Here is a 21,745-nt window from a genome sequence, read left to right as displayed (position 1 = left end):
CCCGGTACCTGTTATTTAAGAACTTCCAGTTTACGTGCTACATTGCCTTTGTCGGTAAGCACCTGTATGGTGTATACCCCGGGGGCAAGTACGCCGAGTTGTACCGTATGCTTGTTGGGGGTGTCGGCTTTGCTGCGTTGTACCACCTGGCCCAGCACATTGTATACCGATACTTCCTGCATTTTCAGGTTTTTGCTCAGCAGTGTTGTGGCGCCGCTTGCAGGGTTCGGGTATACCATCAGTTCGTTGTTATCAACCGTAATCTGGTGGATGCCTACGATCTGTGCAGAAGTGGAATCTGTACGGAAACCGCAGGTGCTGCTCAGTTTCAGTGTCACGATGTAGTTACCCGCAGTAGCAAAGGTATGCATGGGCGAAGCCTGGTAACTATGGGGGGTACCATCACCGAAGTCCCAGTCGTAACCGATCACATTCTGCGGGTTAACCGCCGTATAGTGGAAGGTATAAGCGCCGTTGTTGGTCACATTGATACCCTGGATCGTTGGCAACTGGCCCTGCATGGTTACCTTTATCGTATCCGATTTCATACAGCCGTCGCTGTTGGTTACAAAAGCAATATAGGTGCCTGCATTGCTGATATTGATGGTATTGGAGGTTTGACCGGTGTTCCAGAAGTAGGAGATGCCGTCGTTGCCCGCATCCAGGTGCAGCACTACACCGTTACATACCGTGGTATCATTACCCAGCTGTACTACGGGATTATCACGCAGGGTTACCTGTATGGTATCCGAATTTTTACAATTAAAGCTATTGGTTACCTGTACACGGTAAGTACCGCTTTCCGATACGGCGCGCACCTGGCTGGTGCTGTTGTCGTCCCAGAGGAACTGTGGTGTATTGGGCTGTACGCCTGCATCCAGTACCTGTATGGCGCCATCATCCACACATTTGTTGATATCCGCACCGAGGTTCACGGCCGGCTTGGGGAAGATGGAGGCCTTAACCAGCTGGCGGGGGCTTTCGCATGCGCCTCTCATACCGATCCGCATATTAGGACGGGTGGTAGAGGTAAAGTTATTGGTGCCGGTCTGCACGTTACAGTGGTTGGCCGCATTGTTGTAATAGTAGTGCGTATTACCGGTATTGTATTTTACCGTAGCCGTGGTACCGGTAGCTGTATTGTTGTGGCATACTTCTACGATAATATTCGATCCGTTCCAGTAGAATGGTGTCTGGAATACGTGGGTATTCACACTGTTGGCCACAGGCGTATAACTGGCAATGGAGTACACATCCTGCATATTCGGTTCGAAGGTCAGGCCCAGGCCGGTTACGGTCGAGTTCGACATTTTGATCGTGAAGTTCTGCAGGGCGCCGCCGCCGGTGGTTACATCGAAACCGATAGAGGCTACATAACCCGGCGAGAAACCGGCTGCGGTCATTTCATTCGCAGTAATGATGTACTGTACCTTATTCGCCCAGTTGCCCAGGTAGTAAGGGTTGGCAGCACCCGTTGTGGTAAGCGTACCCGTACCGATAAAGACCGGTGGCGGCTGCGGTGTGCCGGTGCTTGCTGCAACGTAGTAGTCGGTAGTAGCGCCCAGGAAAGGTGTTACAAACGGGCTGCCCGAACCTACAGGCAAAGCTGCAGTAGGTGATGTATACCACCTTACATTGGCATTGCCGCCCACAGAGGCCTGTAACGTTACGGTACCGGGTCCGCAGTTGGAGCTGTCGGTCCAGGAGTTAAGGATCGGGGATGCCACTACGATATAGCGGCTGGGTGTCTGGCAATCGTTGGTACCGGCTTTGATCACCGCCTTGTAGTAACGGTTGGTGCTCAGTACCGGCGTAGTATAACTCACCCCGGTAGCGCCGGCAATGTCGGTATAGGCCGTACCGTTTACAGACTCCTGCCACTGTATGGTGTTGGCTGCATAGCCGGTATTGGGCGACAGGAACAGGGAGGTGTTGCCGCTTACACAAATGGTATCGGGGGCAGCATTGATTTTCACGGAATCGGGTTGCACCCATACCCTGAAGGTGTCGGCATAGGCGCAGTTAGGGGCTGCTGAATTGGTGGCGTACATAAACCGCTGTTGCGGACCAACAATGTTGGATTTGAAATAGAGTGTGGAAGCATTGCCGCCGGTATAGGGTACCGTAGCGCCGGCATCGGTGTACAGGTTAGCTACCGGGCTCCAGGCATAGTTGGTATAGTTGCCCACGGGCGAAGTAACATTGATGGTACCGATACCATTGTTACACAAAACGGCAGGAGCCGATTTGGTAAACGCCGGCGGCGGTGTAAGGGTAGCTGTAACCGGTACGCGTACGCCTTCGCAACCGGTAAGGGTGCTTACCCGCCAGTCGTAACAGAAGTAATACACGGTAGAAGAACCGGTACCGCCAAAACCCTGGGAACCCGCGGTAATATTCAGCACCGGCGAGGTAAAGGGATAAGCTACGGGATTAAAGCCTTCGTTATGCAGGTTGGTAAGCCCGGTAAAGCTGGCAATACCCATTACATAGTTACCCGGTGGGATATTGAGCGCACCTACGGGCAGCATTACTTTCTCCGCACCTGTACCGGTAATATTGCCGGATACGGGCGATGTATAGATTACCGCCTGTGTAGTGGCATCCCAGATCCGGAAGCTGATGGTACCGCTGCCGATCGGGTATACGGCTACGGAGTCGATGTTACAGTTGGCCGTTACCGTGAAGCGAAGTCCCCAGCCGGCTGATGCGGTAATAAAGTTATTGGTTTGCACAAAGGCGGGCAGACCTACATTATACATCTGCGACGCGGCATTGCTTACCGAAGCTGCATAATAAGTTGCATTTTGGGTCAGGTAAGGCGTAGTATAGGTATTGGCGGTCGAAACCGGGAAACCTCCTGTCGCATTCTGGTACCAGCGTACCGACAAACCCGTGCCGCTAACGGTGGCGTTGAGGTTAACCGTACCGGGGCCGCAACGCGTACCATTGGTGATGGTCGGTAAACCCGGGTTGGAAACCGGTACCTGGGCCGATGCGGTAGAAGTAAATAAAGTGGTGGTGCCGTTACACAAGACCACGCAACGGTAAAAGAGCGCTGCGGTAATCGGCGTGGAGGTGGTATACGTAGCTACCGTGGTCGTGCCCAGGGTAGTCCAGGGGCCGGTAGCGCTGGTACCGCTTTCCCACCGGTAGGTAACACCCGTGGTAGCAGGCATGGCAGTAGCCGGTGTGATGGAGATGGTAAGATTTTGCGACACGCAAATGCTCGCCGGGCTAACATTGGTCGTAGCGGCGGTAGGGAAACCGGTAACGGTGGAGCAATTGGGTGGCGGTGTAAAGCGAAATACCTGTCCGCTGACAGGTTTGGTGCTGATACTTGTTGTAAATACGGTAGCCGATGCGGTTGCTGTTCCGGTACCGTTGTTGAGCGAAAGGTAAGTAGGCACAGTGGCATTGTCGCCGATACCGATCGTAGCGCCGCCCGATCCGCCGGGACTACCCGCAGCCGATTCGGGGCGATATACATATTCGATTATATTAGTGCCTTCGTAAAGTTTTACCTGGAAGGTAATATTGGGGCCTGTCGCATTCCAGTTCCATTCCCAGTTTTTCCATTGGAAGGTAAACACCCGGTTGGGCGCTGTACCGCTAACGGTATAGGCGGCAGAACCTGTGATGCCGTCCATATCATCCCAAAGCGGCATAAGCAGGGGCTTCAGGTTAGCCAAGTTGGTCGTACTGTTGTCGCGCATCGCGCCCAGGTCGGTCGTACCGGGGCCAAAGGTAATCCAGCCGTTCGAGTTCGCGATAATTGAAGTGTAGTCTACACCGCAATAATTAAACGTAAACCCCAGGTTGATCGATGCGCTCGACTGGTCGTCGCCAAGAATACTCGTCACGGCGGTACCCGTAATTTCCGTAAAGGTACCTGCAACGGCAGTAAAACCATAAGACGACGCCGGTATCTGCGCAAACGCCCGTCTTAAAGGTAGACCAAGGATCACCAACAGCATGAGGGCCGCCATAGTTTTCACCCTGGTAGAAAGCATAAAGTTTCCTTTCATAGATTAAAGTTTCAAGTGGATAACGGATTGATTTCGACACTTAACAGTAATTAACAAAAGACAATATGCAAAAGGGTTACGGTTGGTTAACAAGTTGTTAAAAGAAAAAGTTTGTTAAAACCCATTGCTCCCGCTGCGCCCTGATCAGGTCCTGGTTAGTGATATGAAGAATACCATGACTAACAAATAAATACAATAAGTCGCTCAAAAAAAATGCTACCCCTCCTGTACTTTAACCGCCGGATCAGTAAATCAGGTCTTCATGCACACTCCGCAGTTCGCTGTATGCATGGTTGTCGCCCGCCGCACGGGCCTGTTCCATACCCTGTTCGTATACCGCAATCGCCGCTTCCTGCAGCCCCCCGCGTTCGAGTAGTTTACCCAGGTGGTAATAAGTAGCTATATACGAGGGATCGAAGGCACGGTTCTCTTCAAAAAGCTTACGCGCCCGTTCGTCGTCGCCGGCTTTTATACATTCGAGGGCCAGGGCATGTTTCAGGAAACAATCATCAGGCGACTCCTTCAGGAACTGTTCCAGTTGTTCTATTTTGCTCATGCTTCAAAAATAATTCATTTACCGCATACGCGCGGGCCGCAAAACCCGGCTACATCAAAACATAAAAGCCGAGCAATGCTAAAAAAAACTATTTTTGTCCGCATTAAAAAAATTCTGCGCTATGCAACAACAGGAAGGCTTTAAGAAATACCTGCCTCATCTCCTTGTCCTCATCATTTTCGCGGTGTTGAGCTGTGCTTTTTGTTATCCGGCCTTCCAGGGCAATACCATCAGTCAGCACGATATGTTCACCTGGCTTTATGCTTCCCAGGAAAGCCGGGAGTTTTATAAACAGACCGGCGAAAACGCTATGTGGGCCAACAATATGTTTGGCGGCATGCCCCAGATCCTGATCGATTATTACCCGCAGACCAGTTGGGTCAATAAGCTCAACCAGATCATCCAGTTCTATACCCACGGACAGGTACCTAACCCGGCTACTTTTTTCTTCCTGGCCATGGTTAGCTTTTATATCCTGATGTGCACCATGCGGGTTAACCGCTGGCTGGGTGCTATCGGCGCTATTGCTTTCGCATTCTCTTCCTATAACCCCATTATCGTATCTGCCGGGCATACCACCAAAATGCTGGATATTGCCTACCTGCCCGCCATCATCGCGGGCGTGCTGATCGCTTACCGGGGTAAATACCTGCAGGGCGCTGCGCTCTCCGGCCTTTTCCTGGCCTTCTTTATCGATACCGGGCACTACCAGATCGTTTACTACGGCCTGTTGCTGATCGTGATCCTGGTTGTGGGTATCCTCGTAAATGCCATCAGGCAGGGTAAGCTCAAACAATGGTTCATCGCTTCCATAGTGCTGGCCTTAAGTGCGGGTTTCGCCTTTGCAGCAAGCTCGGCACGTTTTATACAGATATCGGAATACAATAAATACTCTTCCCGCGGCGGCAGCGAGCTTAACGGCCCGCAGAAAGGCAGCGGCGGTCTCGACCGCGAATACGCGTTCCGCTGGAGCATCGGTATGGGCGAGGCCCTGTGTACCCTGGTGCCCGATCTTTATGGCGGTTCGATGAGCGAAGATATCGGCGAAGATTCCCACTTCGGCCAGAAGCTGTCGCAGTTAGGCGCGCCCCAGCAACAGGTAGCACAGATCACCCAGCACGCTCCTTTGTACTGGGGCCCGCAACAGGAAACCGGTAATATGTCCGGCTCCGTATACTTTGGTGCCGTCATCTGCCTGCTGTTCGTACTGGCCCTGCTCGTTATCCGCAACCCGCTTAAATGGTGGCTTACCGGCGCCTGTGCCTTCTTCTTCTTCCTGGCTATGGGCAAGAATTTCCCGGCATTCAACTACTTCATGTTCGATCATTTCCCGTATTATAATAAGTTCCGTACGCCAAGTATGGCGCTGGCCATACCTTCGATCATTTTCCCGATCCTGGCCATATGGGCGCTGCGCGATATTTTTACCGACAAGATCAGCCGCGAAGAGCTATGGAAAAAAGTACGCCTGTCGGTGATGATCACCGGCGGCCTCTGCCTGCTGATCCTCATTGCCACGCAGACTTCGATGGAGTACAAAGGCGTACTCGACGGACAGCTGGCCCAGCAATTCGGACAGGCCGGACCAGAACTGTTCAAAGCGCTTATCCAGGACCGTGCATCGGCAGCATCTTCCGATGCCCTGCGCAGCCTGGTGTTTGTATTGCTCGGCGGCGCCGTACTCTGGGCTTATGCCAAGAACAAACTGAACAAACAAATGGCGATAGGCGCCCTGGGCCTGCTGATCGCAGCCGACCTGATCCCGGTGGCACACCGTTATCTCAACGAAAAAAACTTCGTCGACAACGATACTTACGCCATGCAATTCGAGCCCAACGCGGCCGACCTGCAGATCAAACAGGACAAAGATCTCTACTACCGCGTGTATGACCTTACCTCCAGCCCCTTCAACGATTCAAGGGCGAGTTATTTCCACAAATCCATCGGTGGTTACCACGGCGCCAAAATGCAGATCTACCAGGACCTGATCGAGAACCAGATCGGCAGGTACAACTCCGCGGTGCTGAATATGCTGAACACGAAGTACTTTATCGTGCCCGGCGACAAAGGCGCGCCTATGGTACAAGCCAACCCCGGGGCACTGGGCAACGCCTGGTTCGTATCGGAGGTAAAATGGGTAAATACGGCCCGCGAAGAGATGGACGCGCTCAACGCACCATCGCTGGGCAACCCGGCCGATACCGCGATAAAGGACGCCTTTAACCCGGTACAGACCGCGGTATTGCGCAATACCTTTAAAAACGAAATGGGTAATTATACCTTCGGAAAAGATGCAACGGCGCATATTGCTTTGACGAAATACGGCCCGCGCCGCATGAGCTTCGAATCGAATAACAGCCAGAACGGCCTGGCCGTTTTCTCCGATATCTACTACCCTGCCGGCTGGCATGCTACGATCGACGGTAAGGAAACCCCGATCATGCGTACGGATTATGTACTGCGGGCTATTAAAGTTCCTGCCGGTAAACACGCCATCGAATTCTATTTCGACCCGCCGCTGTTTGCCAGCGCCGAAAGGACCGCCCTGATCGGCAATATCCTGCTGGCCCTGCTGATCGTGGGCGCGCTGTACCTTACCTTCCGCAAATCAGGGCAACCTGCATTTCCTGTGGATAAAAATGCGCCACAGGTAAAATAATTTCCTGGAAAAATAAGAGTATAAAGATCGAAAGGCCGCCGGAATGCAATCCCGGCGGCCTTTCTGTTGTTTTTATAAGCTAAAGATTATCCTAATATTATCTATACCTGTATTCAAAAATTTGCTGTTTTTTTTCAGGTTTATTCCCCTAAATTTGTAAAAACAGCACGCTTATGTTTAACGATGATTGGGATGATGAAGACAACGGCGGTTCTATAGAGGATTTGCTGCAAGATTATGAAAACATAAAAAAAGGCAATAAGTCCAGGTTTCTGGATGAAGAAGATTACGAGTATATCATCGAGTATTTTTTTCAGAATAATCAGGAAGCAGAAGCCATCCAGGCCTGCGAAATAGCACAAACTTACTACCCTTACTCTTCGGCGATCCTGCTGCTCAAAGCAGAAATCTTATTCCAGGCTCAGAAATACGGACAGGCGATCCAGACTCTGGATCTGCTGGACGATATGGATGGCAGCCTGATCGAGGCCGTATTATTGCGCTCGGATGTATACCTGGCGCAGTTCAAATACGACCAGGCCGCCCTTTTGCTCGAAGAAAAAATATTGCAGTTCGAAGGCCGCGAGAAAACCGAGCTGATGCTCGAACTTTCGGATGTGTACGACGAATGCGAAGACTTCGAGGCCGTGTTCGATACCCTGAAAAGGGTGCTTGAGCTGGACTACCGCAACGAAGAGGCCCTGCACAAGATCAGCTTCTGGGCCGACTTTGCAGAAATGCACGAGGAGAGCATAGCGCTCCACCTTGATATTATTGAAAAAGACCCCTACAACGCACTGGCCTGGTTCAACCTCGGCGCTGCCTACCAGGGACTCAAACAACACGAAAAGGCGATTGACGCCTATGAGTATTGCGTGGCGATCGACGAAAAATTCGAATTCGCTTACCGCAATATGGCCGACGCCTATATGCGCCTGCATTGGTACGACAAGGCGATAGAATCGCTGCAGAAAAACCTGGAACTGGGCAAACCCGAAGATGTGATCTTCGAGGCCATGGGCCATTGTTTCGAAAAACAAAAAGACTTTAACCGGGCCCGGTATTATTATCGCCAGGCCGTACAGCTTAACCCCGCCGACGATGGTATTTTTTATCGGATTGGCGAGACCTATACCCGCGAGCAGGAATGGGAAAAAGCCATGAAGGCTTATTCCGTTGCCCTGCACCTCAACAAGGATAATGCGGCCTACTGCCTGGCCATCGGCAATTGCCTTATGGAACTGGGGGCAGGCAACGAAGCGCTGGTATGTTATACCAATGCCGTACGCCTGAAGCCCAACAACAAATCGACCTGGATGGCCCTGATCAAGGGCCTGTACCAGAATGCCAACTACGACGAGGCCCTGGCCCAGGTGCTGCTGGCTAAAGAGAGCATTGGCGACAAACCCGATTTCGACTTTTACCACTCCGGCATATTGTTCGCCCTCGGCAAGTCTAAAGAGGCCCTGCTCTACCTGGAAAAAGCCATGTCGGAAGCGCCGCAGCGTATGAAGCTGCTTACGGAGATCAACCCCGAAATACTGCAACGTAAAGCCGTGGCCGAACTGGTAGCCCGCAGCAAACGAAAAAAATAAGAAGACTTAAAATTGTGAAAGCCGGAACTTTAAAAGGTTCCGGCTTTTGCTTTGCCACCGGCTACAGCATTGCCTGTCGCCGGTTTTAAACATCCCATATTACCTGAACGTCACGATGATCCCGCTACGCGGGAAAAGCGCCTCCTGTAACCATAAAACAAAAAGCCGGCTGGTTAGCCGGCTTTCGATATCGTTGGGTATGCTTAATTCACTTTTACGGAGCAGATATAATCTCTTACTTTCTTAACCTGTTCGGTACGCTCCAGCTTATTGAGCTTGTTGCCTTCGTTCAGGCGTATGTTGGCCGCCTTAGGCAGGCTGTGGATCAGCTCCAGCAGCGCTCCCGAATGGATGGCGTAGGTAGTGCCCGTGGTATTGCTTTGTTTGCCGGTGATCAGGGCGATTACGGTGCCGTACTTATCGAGTACCGGTGCACCGCTCTGGCCGGGATTGGCTGTAATTTCGAGCTGGTAGGAGTTGGTATCGCCCTGGTAGCCGTTTTCGCTGCTTACATAACCTTCGTTATATACCACATCGTCTTTGGGATACCCGATGGTAAATACCCGCTGACCTAAGCCCGACTGGGCTTTGGCAATGTTGTAAGGCAGCGGCGTTTTGCCAAAGCGGAAGCTTTTGTCTTCCACTTTCAGGATGGCCACATCGGTAGAGGGCTCCATGGCAAAGATATAGGCCTTCAGGTTCTCGCCCTTATTGGTCTGGATATAGATGGCATTAGCATCTTTTACCACATGGTAATTGGTGGCGATATAACCATCATTGGTGAGCGCGAAGCCGGTACCGCCATAAGATACCGGGTCCTCCGCGTTAGTAGCTTCTTTTTTCTCCTTATTGAGGCTGTCTATTATTTTCGACTGGGAATGCTTGATGGTTTCGATCTCGCGGCGCAGCAGGGTATACTGTGTAGCATCCACCTTGCCGCTTTTTTTGCTGACCAGGGTCATGGTAACCAGTGAGGAGACCAGGATAAGGGCTGCGGCTGCCGATATGGTGCGCAAGTATTTGCGGAAAGGCAGGATACGTGCCGGTGCTGTTACCGGCTCCTGCCCGTCATTGCCCGCGGCAGCCGTTTTTACTTCGGCGCCTACCGAACGGATCATATCTTTAACGGCATTCCGTTCCGCCCCGGAATGGAATGCTTTAATAATGGTAATCGCTTGTTTGAAATGCAGGTTCAGATCGGGATCAGCCTTTACTGCCTGCATCAGCTGCGCCTGCTCCTGCCCGCTCAACTCCTGGTTGAGGTAGCGTTCGGCCCATTCGCTGATGTTGTTAACTGTTATCATAATAAGGTATACTTGAACCTGCCTGGCAGTTTCTTTATCGATCAGTTTCCGGCCTTAATGGCCGAAGTAAAAAAGATCTTCTTCAACCGGGTAAGGCACTTGTATTTTTGTGTTTTCGCATTTTCGGCATTGGTATATTTAAATACCGTTGCTATTTCCTGCATATTCTTTTTCTCTATATAGAAAGCCTTCAGCAATGCTGCACAGGGCTCTCCCAATTGGTCCAGGGACTGGTTAAGCTGCGCAAACTGCGCTTCTTTCTCCCAGTGTTCCTGTACGTCTTCGTCGTAAGCGGCGCCAAATAACTGTTCTCCCTCCCCCTCTTCCGTATCGAGGTTATAAAGATGTGCAGATTGCTCCAGCTTTTTGTACCAGATCCTTTTGCTTACTGCAAAAAGATAGGTGCTTAGTTTACAGGTCAGGCAAAACTCGGGCGACTTGGCTTTTTCATAAACCACGAGGAGCGCCTCCTGGAATACGTCGTCCGCATCACTGTCGAGGCCGCTACGGCTTATAATCCACTTAGTCAGTACCGGTAGGTAAAGCTTGTAAAGCGATGCCACAACGGTACGGTCTCCTGCCGCCAGCCCCTGTAATAATTCCGTGTCCGTATAGAAAACTTTATTCACTTATTAATCCGGTTATTCATGAAAAGTAACCCAAAGTTGCAACAAAAAAATTTTTTTAAAAAAAGTGGGTTACCTTTTTTCCCTTCCCGTATAAATGTCAAATAACTTTTTAAAAAACTTTAAAAGACAAAAAATGAAATCTTTAAAATTAGCTGCTTTCGCTCTGGCTTTCGGTATTTTCGCTGCATCTTGCGGTGGTAACAAAGAAGCTGAATCTACTCCTGTTGATACAACTGCAGCTCCAGCTCCTGAAGCTCAGCCAGAAGTAGCTCCTGCAGCTCCTGTTACCGATTCTCCTAAAACTGAAGCTCCTGCTGCTGCTCCTGCAGTTGACACTCCAGTTAAAAAATAATTAAAACAGCCAATTAAGTTTTAATGCAGGCCACCTTAGGGTGGCCTGTTTCATTTTTCCTATATATGGGTGGCCTTTGCATTTCCCCGCCCCTCCCCCTCTTCCGTTTCCGGGTCTGTTTATTTCTTTTTTATTAAATCCTAAAATTTTCTAAACATGAAATCCGCATCCCGTTTGTTCTTTGCCGGCCTTATCCCGGTTTGTTTCCTTTTATCCTGTGCCAACCAACCCCATACCGGCGACCAGAATGCCGAAGCCGTTATGGCCGAAACCGTGGATACCGATGCCGCTACAGCCGCCACCCGCGACTCGGGGCGACAGTTTGTACGCACAGCAACACTAAAATTCCGTGTAGAGCAGGTAGAGCAGGCCACCTACGAAATTGAAGCGCTAACCCGCGCCGCAGGCGGTTTTGTAACACATAGCGCGCTCAACAGCATTACCGAAAGCCGGGAGCTGAAGCCCGTAAGCCGGGACTCGTCTGTAGAAAGCCTCCGCTTTACCGTAACCAACGATATTACCATCAGGGTGCCCTCCACGCGGCTCGACACCACGCTTAAGGCGATTGCCGCACTGACCGAGTACCTCGACCAGCGTAATATCGACGCCGATGATGTAGCCCTGCAACTTATGGCCAACGACCGTACCACCGCACGCACGCAGCTATTTGCCGCAAACAGGCATACGAAATACCCAAAGCTCAGCCAGCAGGCCCTCGACCTGCAGAAAGAGGCCGATGCCGCAGCGATCGCCAACCTGTCGCTGCTGGACCAGGTTAGCTACAGCACCGTTACCCTCTCGCTCTACCAGCGTACCCAGGTAAAACATTGGCTGGTTGCCAACGATAAAGGCATTGCCGCTTATGAACCGGGCATAGGCGCCCGGTTATGGAACTCGGTAACCTGGGGCTGGCGCTTGGTCGAAGAACTGGTGGTACAGCTCACCCGCTTCTGGCTGCTCTTCCTGGCAGGCCTGGCCGCCTTTTTCCTGTATAAACGTTACAAAGGCAGGGAAGCCTTGAAAACACAAGCGCCGGGTAAGCGCAACGTTTCTGTAAGCGGCGAATAAAAAGTTCCTCCTTCAGCTAATTTACGTTTAATTTGCAGGGTAATTTTTTATCCGCATTAACAATGATCATACGCAGTAAAGCTCCGCTACGCATCGGCCTGGCCGGTGGCGGTACCGATGTAAGCCCGTACAGCGACCTGTACGGCGGCGCAATCCTGAATGTAACCATTTCGCTCTATGCTCATGCCACCATCGAACCGCTTACCGAACCCCGCATCATTATCCATGCCGTAGACCGGAACGAGCTGCAGGAGTATGACCTGGCCGATACCCTGCCTATAGACGGCAACCTCGACCTGGCCAAAGGCATTTATAACCGGGTAGTACGTAACTATGGTAATACCCCATCAGGTTTTAAACTGACCACCCAGGTAGATGCTCCTGCCGGTTCGGGACTGGGTACCTCCTCCACCCTGGTAGTAGCCATCCTGGGCGCATTTGCCGAGTGGATGAACCTGCCCCTGGGCGAGTACGATGCCGCGCACCTTTCTTACCAGATCGAGCGCGAAGACCTGAAAATGGCCGGCGGCAAGCAGGACCAGTATGCCGCAACCTTTGGCGGCGTTAATTTTATGGAGTTTTATGCCAACGACAAAGTAATCGTAAACCCGCTGCGTATAAGACCCGAATACCTGTATGAACTCGAAAATAACCTGCTGCTGTTCTATACGGCGACCAGCCGCAATTCGGCAACGATTATCGAGGCACAAAGCAAAAATGTACAGGATAAAAAATCGAATTCGATAGAGGCGATGCACAACCTGAAGGAACAGGCCCAGATGATGAAGGAAGCCTTACTGAAGGGGAATATCGACGAGATCGGCAGGATACTGGATTTTGGTTTCCAGCATAAAAAGCAGATGGCAAGCGGCATCAGTAACTCCCTGATCGATGATATCTACGAAAAAGCCCTTGCAGCGGGCGCTACCGGCGGTAAGATAAGCGGGGCCGGCGGTGGTGGCTTTATGACTTTTTATTGCCCGGGCACCAGCCGTTATGCCGTAATTGATGCCTTGCAACAGTTCGGCGGCTCGTTCCATCCCTACCGCTTTACGGAGCAGGGCCTGTTTACCTGGAGCAAATAAAGATACTAAGGCCGCGTGGCATGGGGTTTCTGCTCCATGTAATCGGTTTGTGCCAGCGAGCCCAGCCGGATGCGCAGGGGCACCCGCGTTGCCTTTTCCAGTTTAAACTCTGCTTTACAGGCAGCCCCAAGACTATTGTAATAATTGTACCGGACCGGCGCCGGCTTTTGTAAAGCGGGAGTATGCGTGCCGGCGGGTACCGCTGCAGGTAATACAAACTTCGCTACAGGCGGCAGGTGCAGGCTATCCTGCTGCGACCAGCAAGGGGTAAGGGCCGGCAGCAATACGATCAGCAGCAACAGGACTTTTTTCATACTTCGAATTTACGGAATAAGGATCATAACGGTTTGTCAACGCCGCTCCCGGAAGAAATCTTTCATCAACTGGCTGCATTCTTCGGCCAGTATACCAAAGTTCAGTTTCGTTTTGGGGTGAAATACATGCATGGGGCTATGATCGCCGTTTTCCTTTACATACCGGCGGTAACCATTTTTATCGTCCCGGGCGCCATATACAATCCGGCCTATCTTGCTCCAGTGCAGCGCGCCACAACACATCAGGCAGGGCTCTACGGTTACGTACAGGGTGCCTTCGGGCAGGTATTTGCTGCCCAGTTCGCTAAAGGCGGCGGTAAGCGCAATCATTTCGGCATGCGCCGTGGCATCTTTTAATAACTCTACCTGGTTGTGGCCTCGGGCCAGCACTTTATCATTCCAGACTACGATAGCGCCTACCGGCACCTCTCCTATATCGTAGGCTTTCTGCGCCTCTCTCAGCGCCATTTTCATATAATACTCGTCGTTCATGGCAATCGTATTTTTAAAATAACTGCGCTCCTTCGGACACGTCGCAGGCAACACCGCGTTCACAAAACGAAGGTACCTTTTCCCCGGCAGGTCTGAAAAGAAAAGTGACCATAAGCTGCCGGGGCATTTTATGGTCACTTTATTATGCAAAACGCGGAAGCAGGTCCGCCCTATTTTTTTGTTTTGGTTTTATCGGCCTGCGCTTTCTGCATCTGCTCCAGGCGTTGCTGCCATTTGGAGGTGCCGGCCGGCTTATTCCTGTTTTCCTGGATCTTACGGTGTATCGCTTCTTCGTTGATGAAGAATTTCTGGATAATGAACTGCTGTAAGATACTGATCAGGTTGGAGAAGGTATAGTAGAAGGTAAGACCCGCAGCCATACTGTTGAACCAGCCCAGGAACATGATCGGCATAATGTAAGGCATGTATTTCAGCATGGCATTGTTGCCCATATCGCCACCTGCGCCGGCCGTCATGTTCTTGTTATAAATTGCCAGGAACAGGCTCGATGCCGTCATCAGCAGGGTAAACAAGCTCACGTGGTCGCCATAGAACGGGATATTGAAACCCAGGTTCAGCACCGAATCGTAAGTAGAAAGGTCATTGGACCACAGGAACTTGGACTGGCGCAACTGGATAGCGGTAGGAATAAAGTAATATACAGCCAGCAGGAACGGCATCTGCAGCAACATCGGCAAACAGCCACCCAGCGGGTTTACACCGGCCGTGCGGTATAATTTCATTTGCTCCATACCCATCTGCTGCTGGTTATCGCCATATTTGGCACGCAGCTCGTCGAGTTCGGGTTTAAGCACCCTCATTTTCGCAGAGGACAGGTAGCTCTTGTACGTAAAGAACGAAAGCAGCAAACGGATCAGCAGGGTAAGGCAGATAATGATCAGGCCAAAGCTGCTGATATACTGGCTCAGGAAGTCGAACAGCGGAATGATCATCCACTTGCTGATGTATTTTACGAAGAAGAACAAACCGAAACCAAGCGGAATCATCTCTTCGAGGCCTACGTTATAAGATTTCAATACCTTATAATCGTTGGGGCCCATATACCATTTAAAGTCGAAGGCGTAATCGTTGGATGCCGTTACCGGGATAGCGAACACGCTGCTGTTGGTAGCTACGATATTGCTGTCGGCCGGTTCTTTACCGTCGAAATTGCCGGTCTTGAATCCTTTATCCGCGATAATAGTAGAGTTGAAAAAGTGACTGCGTACGCTCAGCCATTGCAGGGGCTTGTCCATAGACTTCTGCCCGGTGCGGGAAATGGTGAAGTAATCGTGCTCTCCGTCCATATGGCGGTAGTGCACCTGCATATTCATCCTTTCGTTCTTCAGGTCTTTTTCCGTATGCAGCGCTTCGGTGTTCCAGCTCATCGGGATCGACTGGATGGCGCCCAGATCTTTCTGAAGGCCCTGCAGGCGCAGGCTGGCCGTCATCATATATCCCCTGCGGGGCAGGGCATAATCCAGTACGATATTTTGACCGGGGGCTACGGTTGCGGTCATACGCAGCTGTTTGCCGCCATCGGGCAACGCCGTGATCTCGGGGGTAAAATAAAGCTGGTCGGTAGCTACCGTTTTACCGTTAACCGGTATATTAAAGGACAGTTTGTTGCCATTGCCTTTAAAGTAGGCCAGCGGCGCACCTGCCGAAGTTTTAAAGCTGTCGAAATTGGCCTGTACGGGATAACCGCCTTTGGTGCTGAATTGCAGGTTCAGTTCGCCGTTACTCAGGTTTACGAGCGTTGCAGCACCGCGGTAAGCAGGAGGCAGGGTAGTATCGATGGCCCGGAGGCTATCGGCTGGCGTACCGGCGATCTGTTGCTGTGGCGTTACCGGTTTACGGGTAGCGGCCAGTGCCATAGAGTCGGCATATTTCTGTTCCTGATACAGTTTTTGTTCGTGGTTGCTCCAGAAGATATAACCTGCACCCAGGGCAAGCAATAGCACAAAGCCAATTATTGAATTACGATCCATGAATAGATATACTAAAAAATTTGTGCGCAAAGGTAGGCAATATTCAATTGGAATACCGCAATTTTCGGTTATTGTACGCCGCAACGCGGTAAAACGGTCCCGGGGCCTTTTTTCAGGCGGCGGCTATGGCTAGCCGCCTGTAGACCGGGACTTTACACCGGTATAAAAAAACGCCGCCCGTTCCGGGCAGCGTTTTCCATCCTATCATGTATATATCTTAGTCTTCGTCGTCTTCTTTATTGCTTTTTTTCATTTTGCTCCTTACTTCGCCGGAAGCCTCGTTATAGATAGCACGGGCTTTTTTGGTAGGCAGGTAGATCTGGAAGCCAAAACCGATCGAGAAGTTGTTGGTAGTGGTAGAAGAACCGAAACCTACACCGAGGTTATACTTCAACAGGGCTTCAAGACCAATGTTTGGGGTAATGAAGTAAGCCACACCAGGACCAAAACCTATACCCAGGCCATTGGTAGAAACGGAAGACATGCCTTTTGGCTTGATGTTATCGCCAACCAGGCCGGCATTTACTTCACCGAAGAAGCGGGCATGCTTCAGCAGTTCGAGTTGTTTGCTGCTTACATAGTAACGGCCAAACGCGCCAATACCATAATTAATGGAGTTCTGGGCAGAGTTGGTAGCGAAACCGAGTTTTACTTCTGCACCAATGGCAACATTGTCCTGGATGAAGTAGCCGATCTTGGGATTAATACTTAAGGAAAGATCAGTGTTCCCTTTTTGCAGTTTGATGTTCATATCGGCAAGACTTGCTCCGACCATCAGGTTACCCTTCTGAATTTGTGCAGAGGCTTGATGTGTTCCGAAAATAGCCATACCTGCAATGATTAGTGCGCTGATTTTTTTCATAAGTTGTATGTTTTTGTTTAGTAATTCAATTTACAAATACTATGCCATAAAGTTCGCTTTTATATAATATTCACATTATATTTCCGATGTTTTCACGTTTTGTTTTTACTCTAAGCACATTTCTTTAGCTTTACACCCAATTATCAAAAAACATACCACAACATCACTGTCCAAAGATTATGAATTTCAGGAAAATAAACAACTTAACCGGCTGGATTGTTTTTGCTGTTTCCTATATTGTCTACCTGGCAACCATGGAGCGCACCGTCAGCTTCTGGGATTGCGGCGAGTTTCTCTCCACCGCTTACCGCCTCGAAGTAGGCCACTCGCCGGGCGCCCCGCTTTTTATGCTCCTGGGCCGGCTCTTCGGTATGTTTGCCGATCCCCAGAACGTAGCTTTATACATCAACTCCCTGTCGGCCCTGATGAGCGGCCTTACCATATTGTTCCTGTTCTGGACCATTACCCACTTTGCCCGCAAACTGCTCGTACAACACGAGGACGACTGGACCACGGGTAAAATGGTAGCGATAATGGGCGCAGGCGCCGTAGGTGCCCTGGCGTATACCTTTTCCGACACCTTCTGGTTCTCGGCGGTAGAAGCCGAGGTGTATGCCACCTCCTCTTTCTTCACGGCCATCGTATTCTGGGCCATCCTGAAATGGGAACATAATGCCGATGCGCCGCATGCCGACCGCTGGCTGGTACTGATCTCGTACCTGATGGGCCTGTCGATCGGCGTCCACCTGCTCAACCTGCTTACCATCCCGGCACTGGCCATGGTTTATTATTTCCGCAGGTTTACCCCTACGTTAAAAGGCGGTATCCTTGCCTTTATACTGGGTTGCGTATTGCTGGGCACCGTACAGGTAGGCCTGATCCAGGGCGTGCCTATCCTGGCTTCCAAGTTCGAACTCCTGTTTGTCAATAGTTTTGGCCTGCCGCTCGACTCCGGCGCCATCTTCTTTATGCTGCTGCTGGTAGCCCTGTTTGCATTCCTGCTTATCTGGGCCAAGAAAAAGGGTAAGTATATCCTGCATATGAGTATGATCTGCGTGGTGTTTGCCCTGATCGGTTACTCCAGTTATGTAAGTATCATTATCCGTTCGCGTGCCGATGTACCCATCGACATGACCAACCCGGACGATATGCTGAGCCTGATCTCTTACCTGCAAAGGGACCAGTACGGTGCACAACCTATCGTGACCGGGCCCGACTTCGACTCTAAACCTTCGGAATATAAACCCGGCAAGCCGGTATATGCCGAAACCAAAAAAGATGGCAAGGTGTATTACGAACAGGTGGGTAACCGTCAGTCGGAACCGGTGTATGCCGGCGACCAGACGCGTTTCTTCCCGCGTATCTACAGCAGCGATCCTTCGCACGAAAACTTCTACCGGCAGTTCCTGAATATACAGGGTACTGAAGCCCCTACTGGCGCCGATAACTATAAATTCTTCTTCAAGTACCAGCTGAACTGGATGTGGTGGCGTTATTTCCTCTGGAACTATGCCGGCCGCCAGAACGACTACCAGGGCACCAGCTATGGCGAAGCCCAGAACGGTAACTGGTTCACCGGTATCAAGCCCGTGGATAAATTCTTTGGCCGTGGCGATATCGACCAGATGCCGGATTCGTATAAAAACAACCGGGCCCATAACCAGCTGTACTTCCTGCCCTTTATACTCGGTATACTGGGTATGGTGTACCAGTTTAACCGCGATAAGCGGGATGGTGTGATCATAAGCCTGCTCTTCTTCTTTACCGGTATTGCCATTGTGCTGTACCTGAACAATACCCCGCAGCAGCCCCGCGAAAGGGACTATGCCTATGCCGGCGCCACCTATGCCTTTGCCGTGTGGATCGGCCTGGGCGTGCTGATGGTTACCGACTGGTTCCGCAAGGCCCTGAAACAAGGAGCAAGCGCGGCAACGGCAGCCACCGCTATATGCCTGCTGGCCGTACCCGTACTGATGGCTGCCCAGGAATGGGATGACCACGACCGCTCGCAGAAAACGCTTGCACGCTCTACCGCGTACAATGTGCTGAGCAGCTGCGACAGCAATGCGATCCTGTTTACCATAGGCGATAACGATACTTACCCGCTCTGGTATATGCAGGAAATCGAAGGTTACCGTAAGGATGTAAGGATCATCAATACCAGCCTTATCGCCATCGATTGGTATATCGACCAGTTGCGCAATAAGATCAATGATGCTGATGCCGTGCCGATGCTCTGGAAACCCCAGGACTACCAAGCCAATAAGCGCGACGTGGTATTTTACCGCGAAGATCCCTCGGTGCCCAAAGACCGCTATTTCGATATCGAACAGGTATTACAGTTTGTAACCTCCGACGACAGGCGTGCACAGGCCCAGATCGTAACGGGCGAGTATGTAAATATGCTGCCGACTAAGAACATCTCCGTAAAAGTGGATAAGGATGCGGTGATCCGCAATGGCCTGGTAAGCCCTGCCGATGCAGCGCTTGTAGACAGCCAGATGCTGTTTACCCTGAGCGGCAACACACTGACCAAAGGCGACCTGGCCTTCCTCAATATCCTTGCAGGTGTGGCTAAAGAAGGCTTTAAACGCCCGATCTACTTCAGCTGCGGCTTTGCAGGCGGCGGCGACTACCAGGGTCTCGACGAGTATGTACAGATGGATGGCCTGGCCAACAAACTGGTGCCGATCCGTACTGCCGGCTCCTCGCCCCAGATCGGTGCGCCACAGCGCGTAAACCTGAACAAGAGCCTCGACCTCTATACCAAAAAGTTCCTGTGGGGCGGCGCCGAGCGTAAGGATGTTTACTTCGATGAGAAGAACCGCTATATGATGATGACCTACCGCTTTAGCGGCAGCAAGGTGGCCGATGCACTTATCCGCGAGAACCGCAAGGCAGACGCCATTACCCTGCTGGATAAAATCACCAATAACATTACCTACGAAGCCTACCCTTACGACCAGAGTATGTGGAGCATTGCCGATGCCTATTATAAGGCCGGTGCACCCGACAAGGCCCGTAAAATTGGCGACATTATCGTACGGGACAATACCAAAATGCTGAACTATATCCTTAACCTGCCCGAAGGCGTTAAGGAGCTGGCAGCCGAGGTGGACGCCAAGTCCTGCCTGGGCTCCATGCAATTCCTGGCACAAACGGCGGGCGAGCATGGCGATACCGCTACAGCACAACGCTGGGCGCAGAGTCTCCAGGCCATGGCCCAGCAGTTTGGCGTTCCGCTAAACAAATAATGATTCTTTCCTATCTGGCAACCGGTCTTCATTTTTAAAAATGAAGACCGGTTTTTTTGTACAGATAGCCTAATTTCGCAGCGAAAATTAAAAAACGTAGTATGAAAAAGATCTCCCTGCTGTGCGGCCTGGTAATGGCTATCCTGGGTATTTCCTCCTGCTCCGGTGTCCGCATCAAAGAGCATAACGAATGGAAACAATATTTTGACCAGTATGGCGTAACGGGTTGCTTTGAAGTGTACGACAACAACAAGGAGACCGCACACTATTTTGATAAGGAAAGAACCAACCGGAGAATGTGCCCGGCATCGACCTTTAAGATCTTCAATTCGCTGGTAGGACTCGAAACCGGAGTAGCCCCCGACGAGCAACTGGTGATCAAATGGGATGGCGTAACCCGCTGGAATAAAGACTGGAACCAGGACCTGACCATGGCCCAGGCCTTTAAAGTAAGCGCTGTACCTTACTACCAGGAGTTGGCAAGACGCATCGGCAAGCAACAGATGCAACACTACCTGGATACCGTACAATACGGCAATAAACGTATCGGCGACCAGATCGACCAGTTCTGGCTGAACGATACCCTGCTGATCACCCCCGACGAACAGGTGGGCTTTATCAAAAGGCTGTACCATGGCGAACTGCCCTTCAGCGAACGCACCCAGCGTATCGTAAGAGGTATGATGCTGCAAAAAGAAGCGCCCGATTATAAACTGTATTACAAAACCGGCTGGGACGATAAACACAATACCAATAACCTCTGGGTGGTGGGGTATGTAGAGAAATTTGAACGGATGAAACATGTAGAGACCAAGAAAGAAGAAGCGATCCCGCATCCTTATTTCTTTGCCCTGAACTTCAGCACCGCTGATACTACCAAAGACCTGAAAGCGATCCGGTTGGAGCTGTTGCAAAAACTGCTTGACGCCAACGATATCGGTCATTAATGATCACACCTGACAAAAAGGCCCGCGTTCTTACGAATGCGGGCCTTTTTTATGCTTGCTCTATGGAGCCGAAATAATCTTCTTCGAGTATGGCATAGATGTAAGCATCCGACCAACCGGTTTTGAGGGGCAGGGCTTTGCGCCGGTAGCCTTCTCGGAGCAGTCCTGCTTTTTCCATAACGCGGGCTGAGCCCAGGTTACCGACCGCGCAACCGGCTTCGATGCGGTGCAGCTTCAGGCTTTCGAAACCCAGCTGCAGCAAGGCTTTTACCACTTCGGTACCGTAACCTTTATTCCAGTGTTCTACACGCAGGTTGTACCACAGCTCGGCCGACAGGCGTTTGGGCTTTCCGCCGATCATTGCCGCTACGCCGATAAAGGTATCGTCGTCCAGGCTTTCGATAGCGAGGATATAACTGATGCGGGGTTGCTGCTCTTTGGCCTGCAACCAGCCGTCCAGCACGGCCTGTGTTACCGCTATACTTTCCGGGATACCCAGTGTATTATACCGGTCTGTTTCGGGCAGGGAATTGAGTTGGTGCACGGCTTCCAGGTCAGCTACCGACAGGTCTCTGAGTCGAAGCCTGCCGGTAGTGATGGGAAACATAG

16 protein-coding genes are annotated in these 21,745 nt (G+C 51.2%); 7 read left to right on the top strand and 9 right to left on the bottom strand.

Annotated features, from left to right (window positions below; translation table 11 throughout):
* Nucleotides 1-11: 11 nt before the first annotated feature.
* Both B0I18_RS03240 and B0I18_RS03235 read right to left on the bottom strand, forming a co-directional pair.
* A complete protein-coding gene (locus tag B0I18_RS03240) occupies nucleotides 12-4,028 on the bottom strand; it encodes an Ig-like domain-containing protein (protein WP_106521201.1) in 4,017 nt (1,338 codons plus the stop codon).
* Nucleotides 4,029-4,272: 244 nt separating this feature from the next.
* The gene (locus tag B0I18_RS03235) at nucleotides 4,273-4,584 is read right to left on the bottom strand and encodes a tetratricopeptide repeat protein (RefSeq protein ID WP_106521200.1); all 312 of its coding nucleotides are present in this window, start codon (nucleotides 4,582-4,584) and stop codon (nucleotides 4,273-4,275) included.
* A gap of 121 nt (nucleotides 4,585-4,705) precedes the next feature.
* Between B0I18_RS03235 and B0I18_RS03230 the strand changes: the two genes are divergently transcribed.
* On the top strand, nucleotides 4,706-7,243 hold the full coding sequence (locus B0I18_RS03230; protein ID WP_106521199.1) for a YfhO family protein: 2,538 nt from the start codon (nucleotides 4,706-4,708) through the stop codon (nucleotides 7,241-7,243).
* Between the two features lie 173 nt (nucleotides 7,244-7,416).
* Nucleotides 7,417-8,838: a tetratricopeptide repeat protein gene (locus B0I18_RS03225; RefSeq protein ID WP_106521198.1), complete on the top strand. Its 1,422-nt coding sequence runs from the start codon at nucleotides 7,417-7,419 to the stop codon at nucleotides 8,836-8,838.
* 203 nt (nucleotides 8,839-9,041) lie between these two features.
* Here the strand turns inward: B0I18_RS03225 and B0I18_RS03220 are convergent, their stop codons facing one another.
* The gene (locus tag B0I18_RS03220; RefSeq protein WP_106521197.1) at nucleotides 9,042-10,142 is read right to left on the bottom strand and encodes a S1 family peptidase; all 1,101 of its coding nucleotides are present in this window, start codon (nucleotides 10,140-10,142) and stop codon (nucleotides 9,042-9,044) included.
* 41 nt (nucleotides 10,143-10,183) lie between these two features.
* Nucleotides 10,184-10,771 (bottom strand): RNA polymerase sigma factor, encoded by a 588-nt coding sequence (locus tag B0I18_RS03215; RefSeq protein ID WP_106521196.1) that lies wholly within the window; start codon nucleotides 10,769-10,771, stop codon nucleotides 10,184-10,186.
* 94 nt (nucleotides 10,772-10,865) lie between these two features.
* On the opposite strand from B0I18_RS03215, the gene B0I18_RS03210 reads away from it, so the two are divergent.
* The 3 genes from B0I18_RS03210 to B0I18_RS03200 all read left to right on the top strand — a co-directional run bounded on the left by B0I18_RS03210 (nucleotide 10,866) and on the right by B0I18_RS03200 (nucleotide 13,276).
* Nucleotides 10,866-11,123, top strand: coding sequence for a hypothetical protein (locus tag B0I18_RS03210; RefSeq protein ID WP_106521195.1), 258 nt, complete (start codon nucleotides 10,866-10,868; stop codon nucleotides 11,121-11,123).
* 156 nt (nucleotides 11,124-11,279) lie between these two features.
* Nucleotides 11,280-12,191, top strand: a complete 912-nt coding sequence (locus B0I18_RS03205; RefSeq protein ID WP_106521194.1) for a DUF4349 domain-containing protein — start codon at nucleotides 11,280-11,282, stop codon at nucleotides 12,189-12,191.
* Nucleotides 12,192-12,253: 62 nt separating this feature from the next.
* The gene (locus tag B0I18_RS03200) at nucleotides 12,254-13,276 is read left to right on the top strand and encodes a GHMP family kinase ATP-binding protein (protein ID WP_106521193.1); all 1,023 of its coding nucleotides are present in this window, start codon (nucleotides 12,254-12,256) and stop codon (nucleotides 13,274-13,276) included.
* 5 nt (nucleotides 13,277-13,281) lie between these two features.
* Here the strand turns inward: B0I18_RS03200 and B0I18_RS03195 are convergent, their stop codons facing one another.
* The 4 genes from B0I18_RS03195 to B0I18_RS03180 all read right to left on the bottom strand — a co-directional run bounded on the left by B0I18_RS03195 (nucleotide 13,282) and on the right by B0I18_RS03180 (nucleotide 16,935).
* Nucleotides 13,282-13,590, bottom strand: a complete 309-nt coding sequence (locus B0I18_RS03195; protein ID WP_106521192.1) for a hypothetical protein — start codon at nucleotides 13,588-13,590, stop codon at nucleotides 13,282-13,284.
* Nucleotides 13,591-13,626: 36 nt separating this feature from the next.
* A complete protein-coding gene (locus B0I18_RS03190) occupies nucleotides 13,627-14,082 on the bottom strand; it encodes a nucleoside deaminase (RefSeq protein ID WP_106521191.1) in 456 nt (151 codons plus the stop codon).
* A gap of 170 nt (nucleotides 14,083-14,252) precedes the next feature.
* Nucleotides 14,253-16,073 (bottom strand): membrane protein insertase YidC, encoded by a 1,821-nt coding sequence (yidC, locus tag B0I18_RS03185; RefSeq protein WP_106521190.1) that lies wholly within the window; start codon nucleotides 16,071-16,073, stop codon nucleotides 14,253-14,255.
* Between the two features lie 217 nt (nucleotides 16,074-16,290).
* Nucleotides 16,291-16,935 (bottom strand): outer membrane beta-barrel protein, encoded by a 645-nt coding sequence (locus tag B0I18_RS03180; RefSeq protein ID WP_106521189.1) that lies wholly within the window; start codon nucleotides 16,933-16,935, stop codon nucleotides 16,291-16,293.
* A gap of 179 nt (nucleotides 16,936-17,114) precedes the next feature.
* Between B0I18_RS03180 and B0I18_RS03175 the strand changes: the two genes are divergently transcribed.
* Both B0I18_RS03175 and blaOXA read left to right on the top strand, forming a co-directional pair.
* Entirely contained in the window at nucleotides 17,115-20,189 is a 3,075-nt protein-coding gene (locus B0I18_RS03175; RefSeq protein WP_106521188.1) for a glycosyltransferase family 117 protein, read from the top strand.
* A 101-nt stretch (nucleotides 20,190-20,290) separates the two neighbouring features.
* Nucleotides 20,291-21,136 (top strand): class D beta-lactamase, encoded by an 846-nt coding sequence (blaOXA, locus tag B0I18_RS03170; protein ID WP_106521187.1) that lies wholly within the window; start codon nucleotides 20,291-20,293, stop codon nucleotides 21,134-21,136.
* Nucleotides 21,137-21,185: 49 nt separating this feature from the next.
* On the opposite strand, the gene B0I18_RS03165 is transcribed toward blaOXA, so the two are convergent.
* Nucleotides 21,186-21,743 carry a GNAT family N-acetyltransferase gene (locus B0I18_RS03165; RefSeq protein WP_106521186.1) on the bottom strand — a complete coding sequence of 186 codons (558 nt, stop codon included), beginning with the start codon at nucleotides 21,741-21,743 and terminating at the stop codon, nucleotides 21,186-21,188.
* Nucleotides 21,744-21,745 lie beyond the last annotated feature (2 nt).

The sequence above is a fragment of the Taibaiella chishuiensis genome (assembly GCF_003014535.1).
GTDB lineage: Bacteria > Bacteroidota > Bacteroidia > Chitinophagales > Chitinophagaceae > Taibaiella > Taibaiella chishuiensis.
Note: the sequence above shows the minus strand (reverse complement) of the source record. Positions and strands in the feature narration are given on the sequence as shown.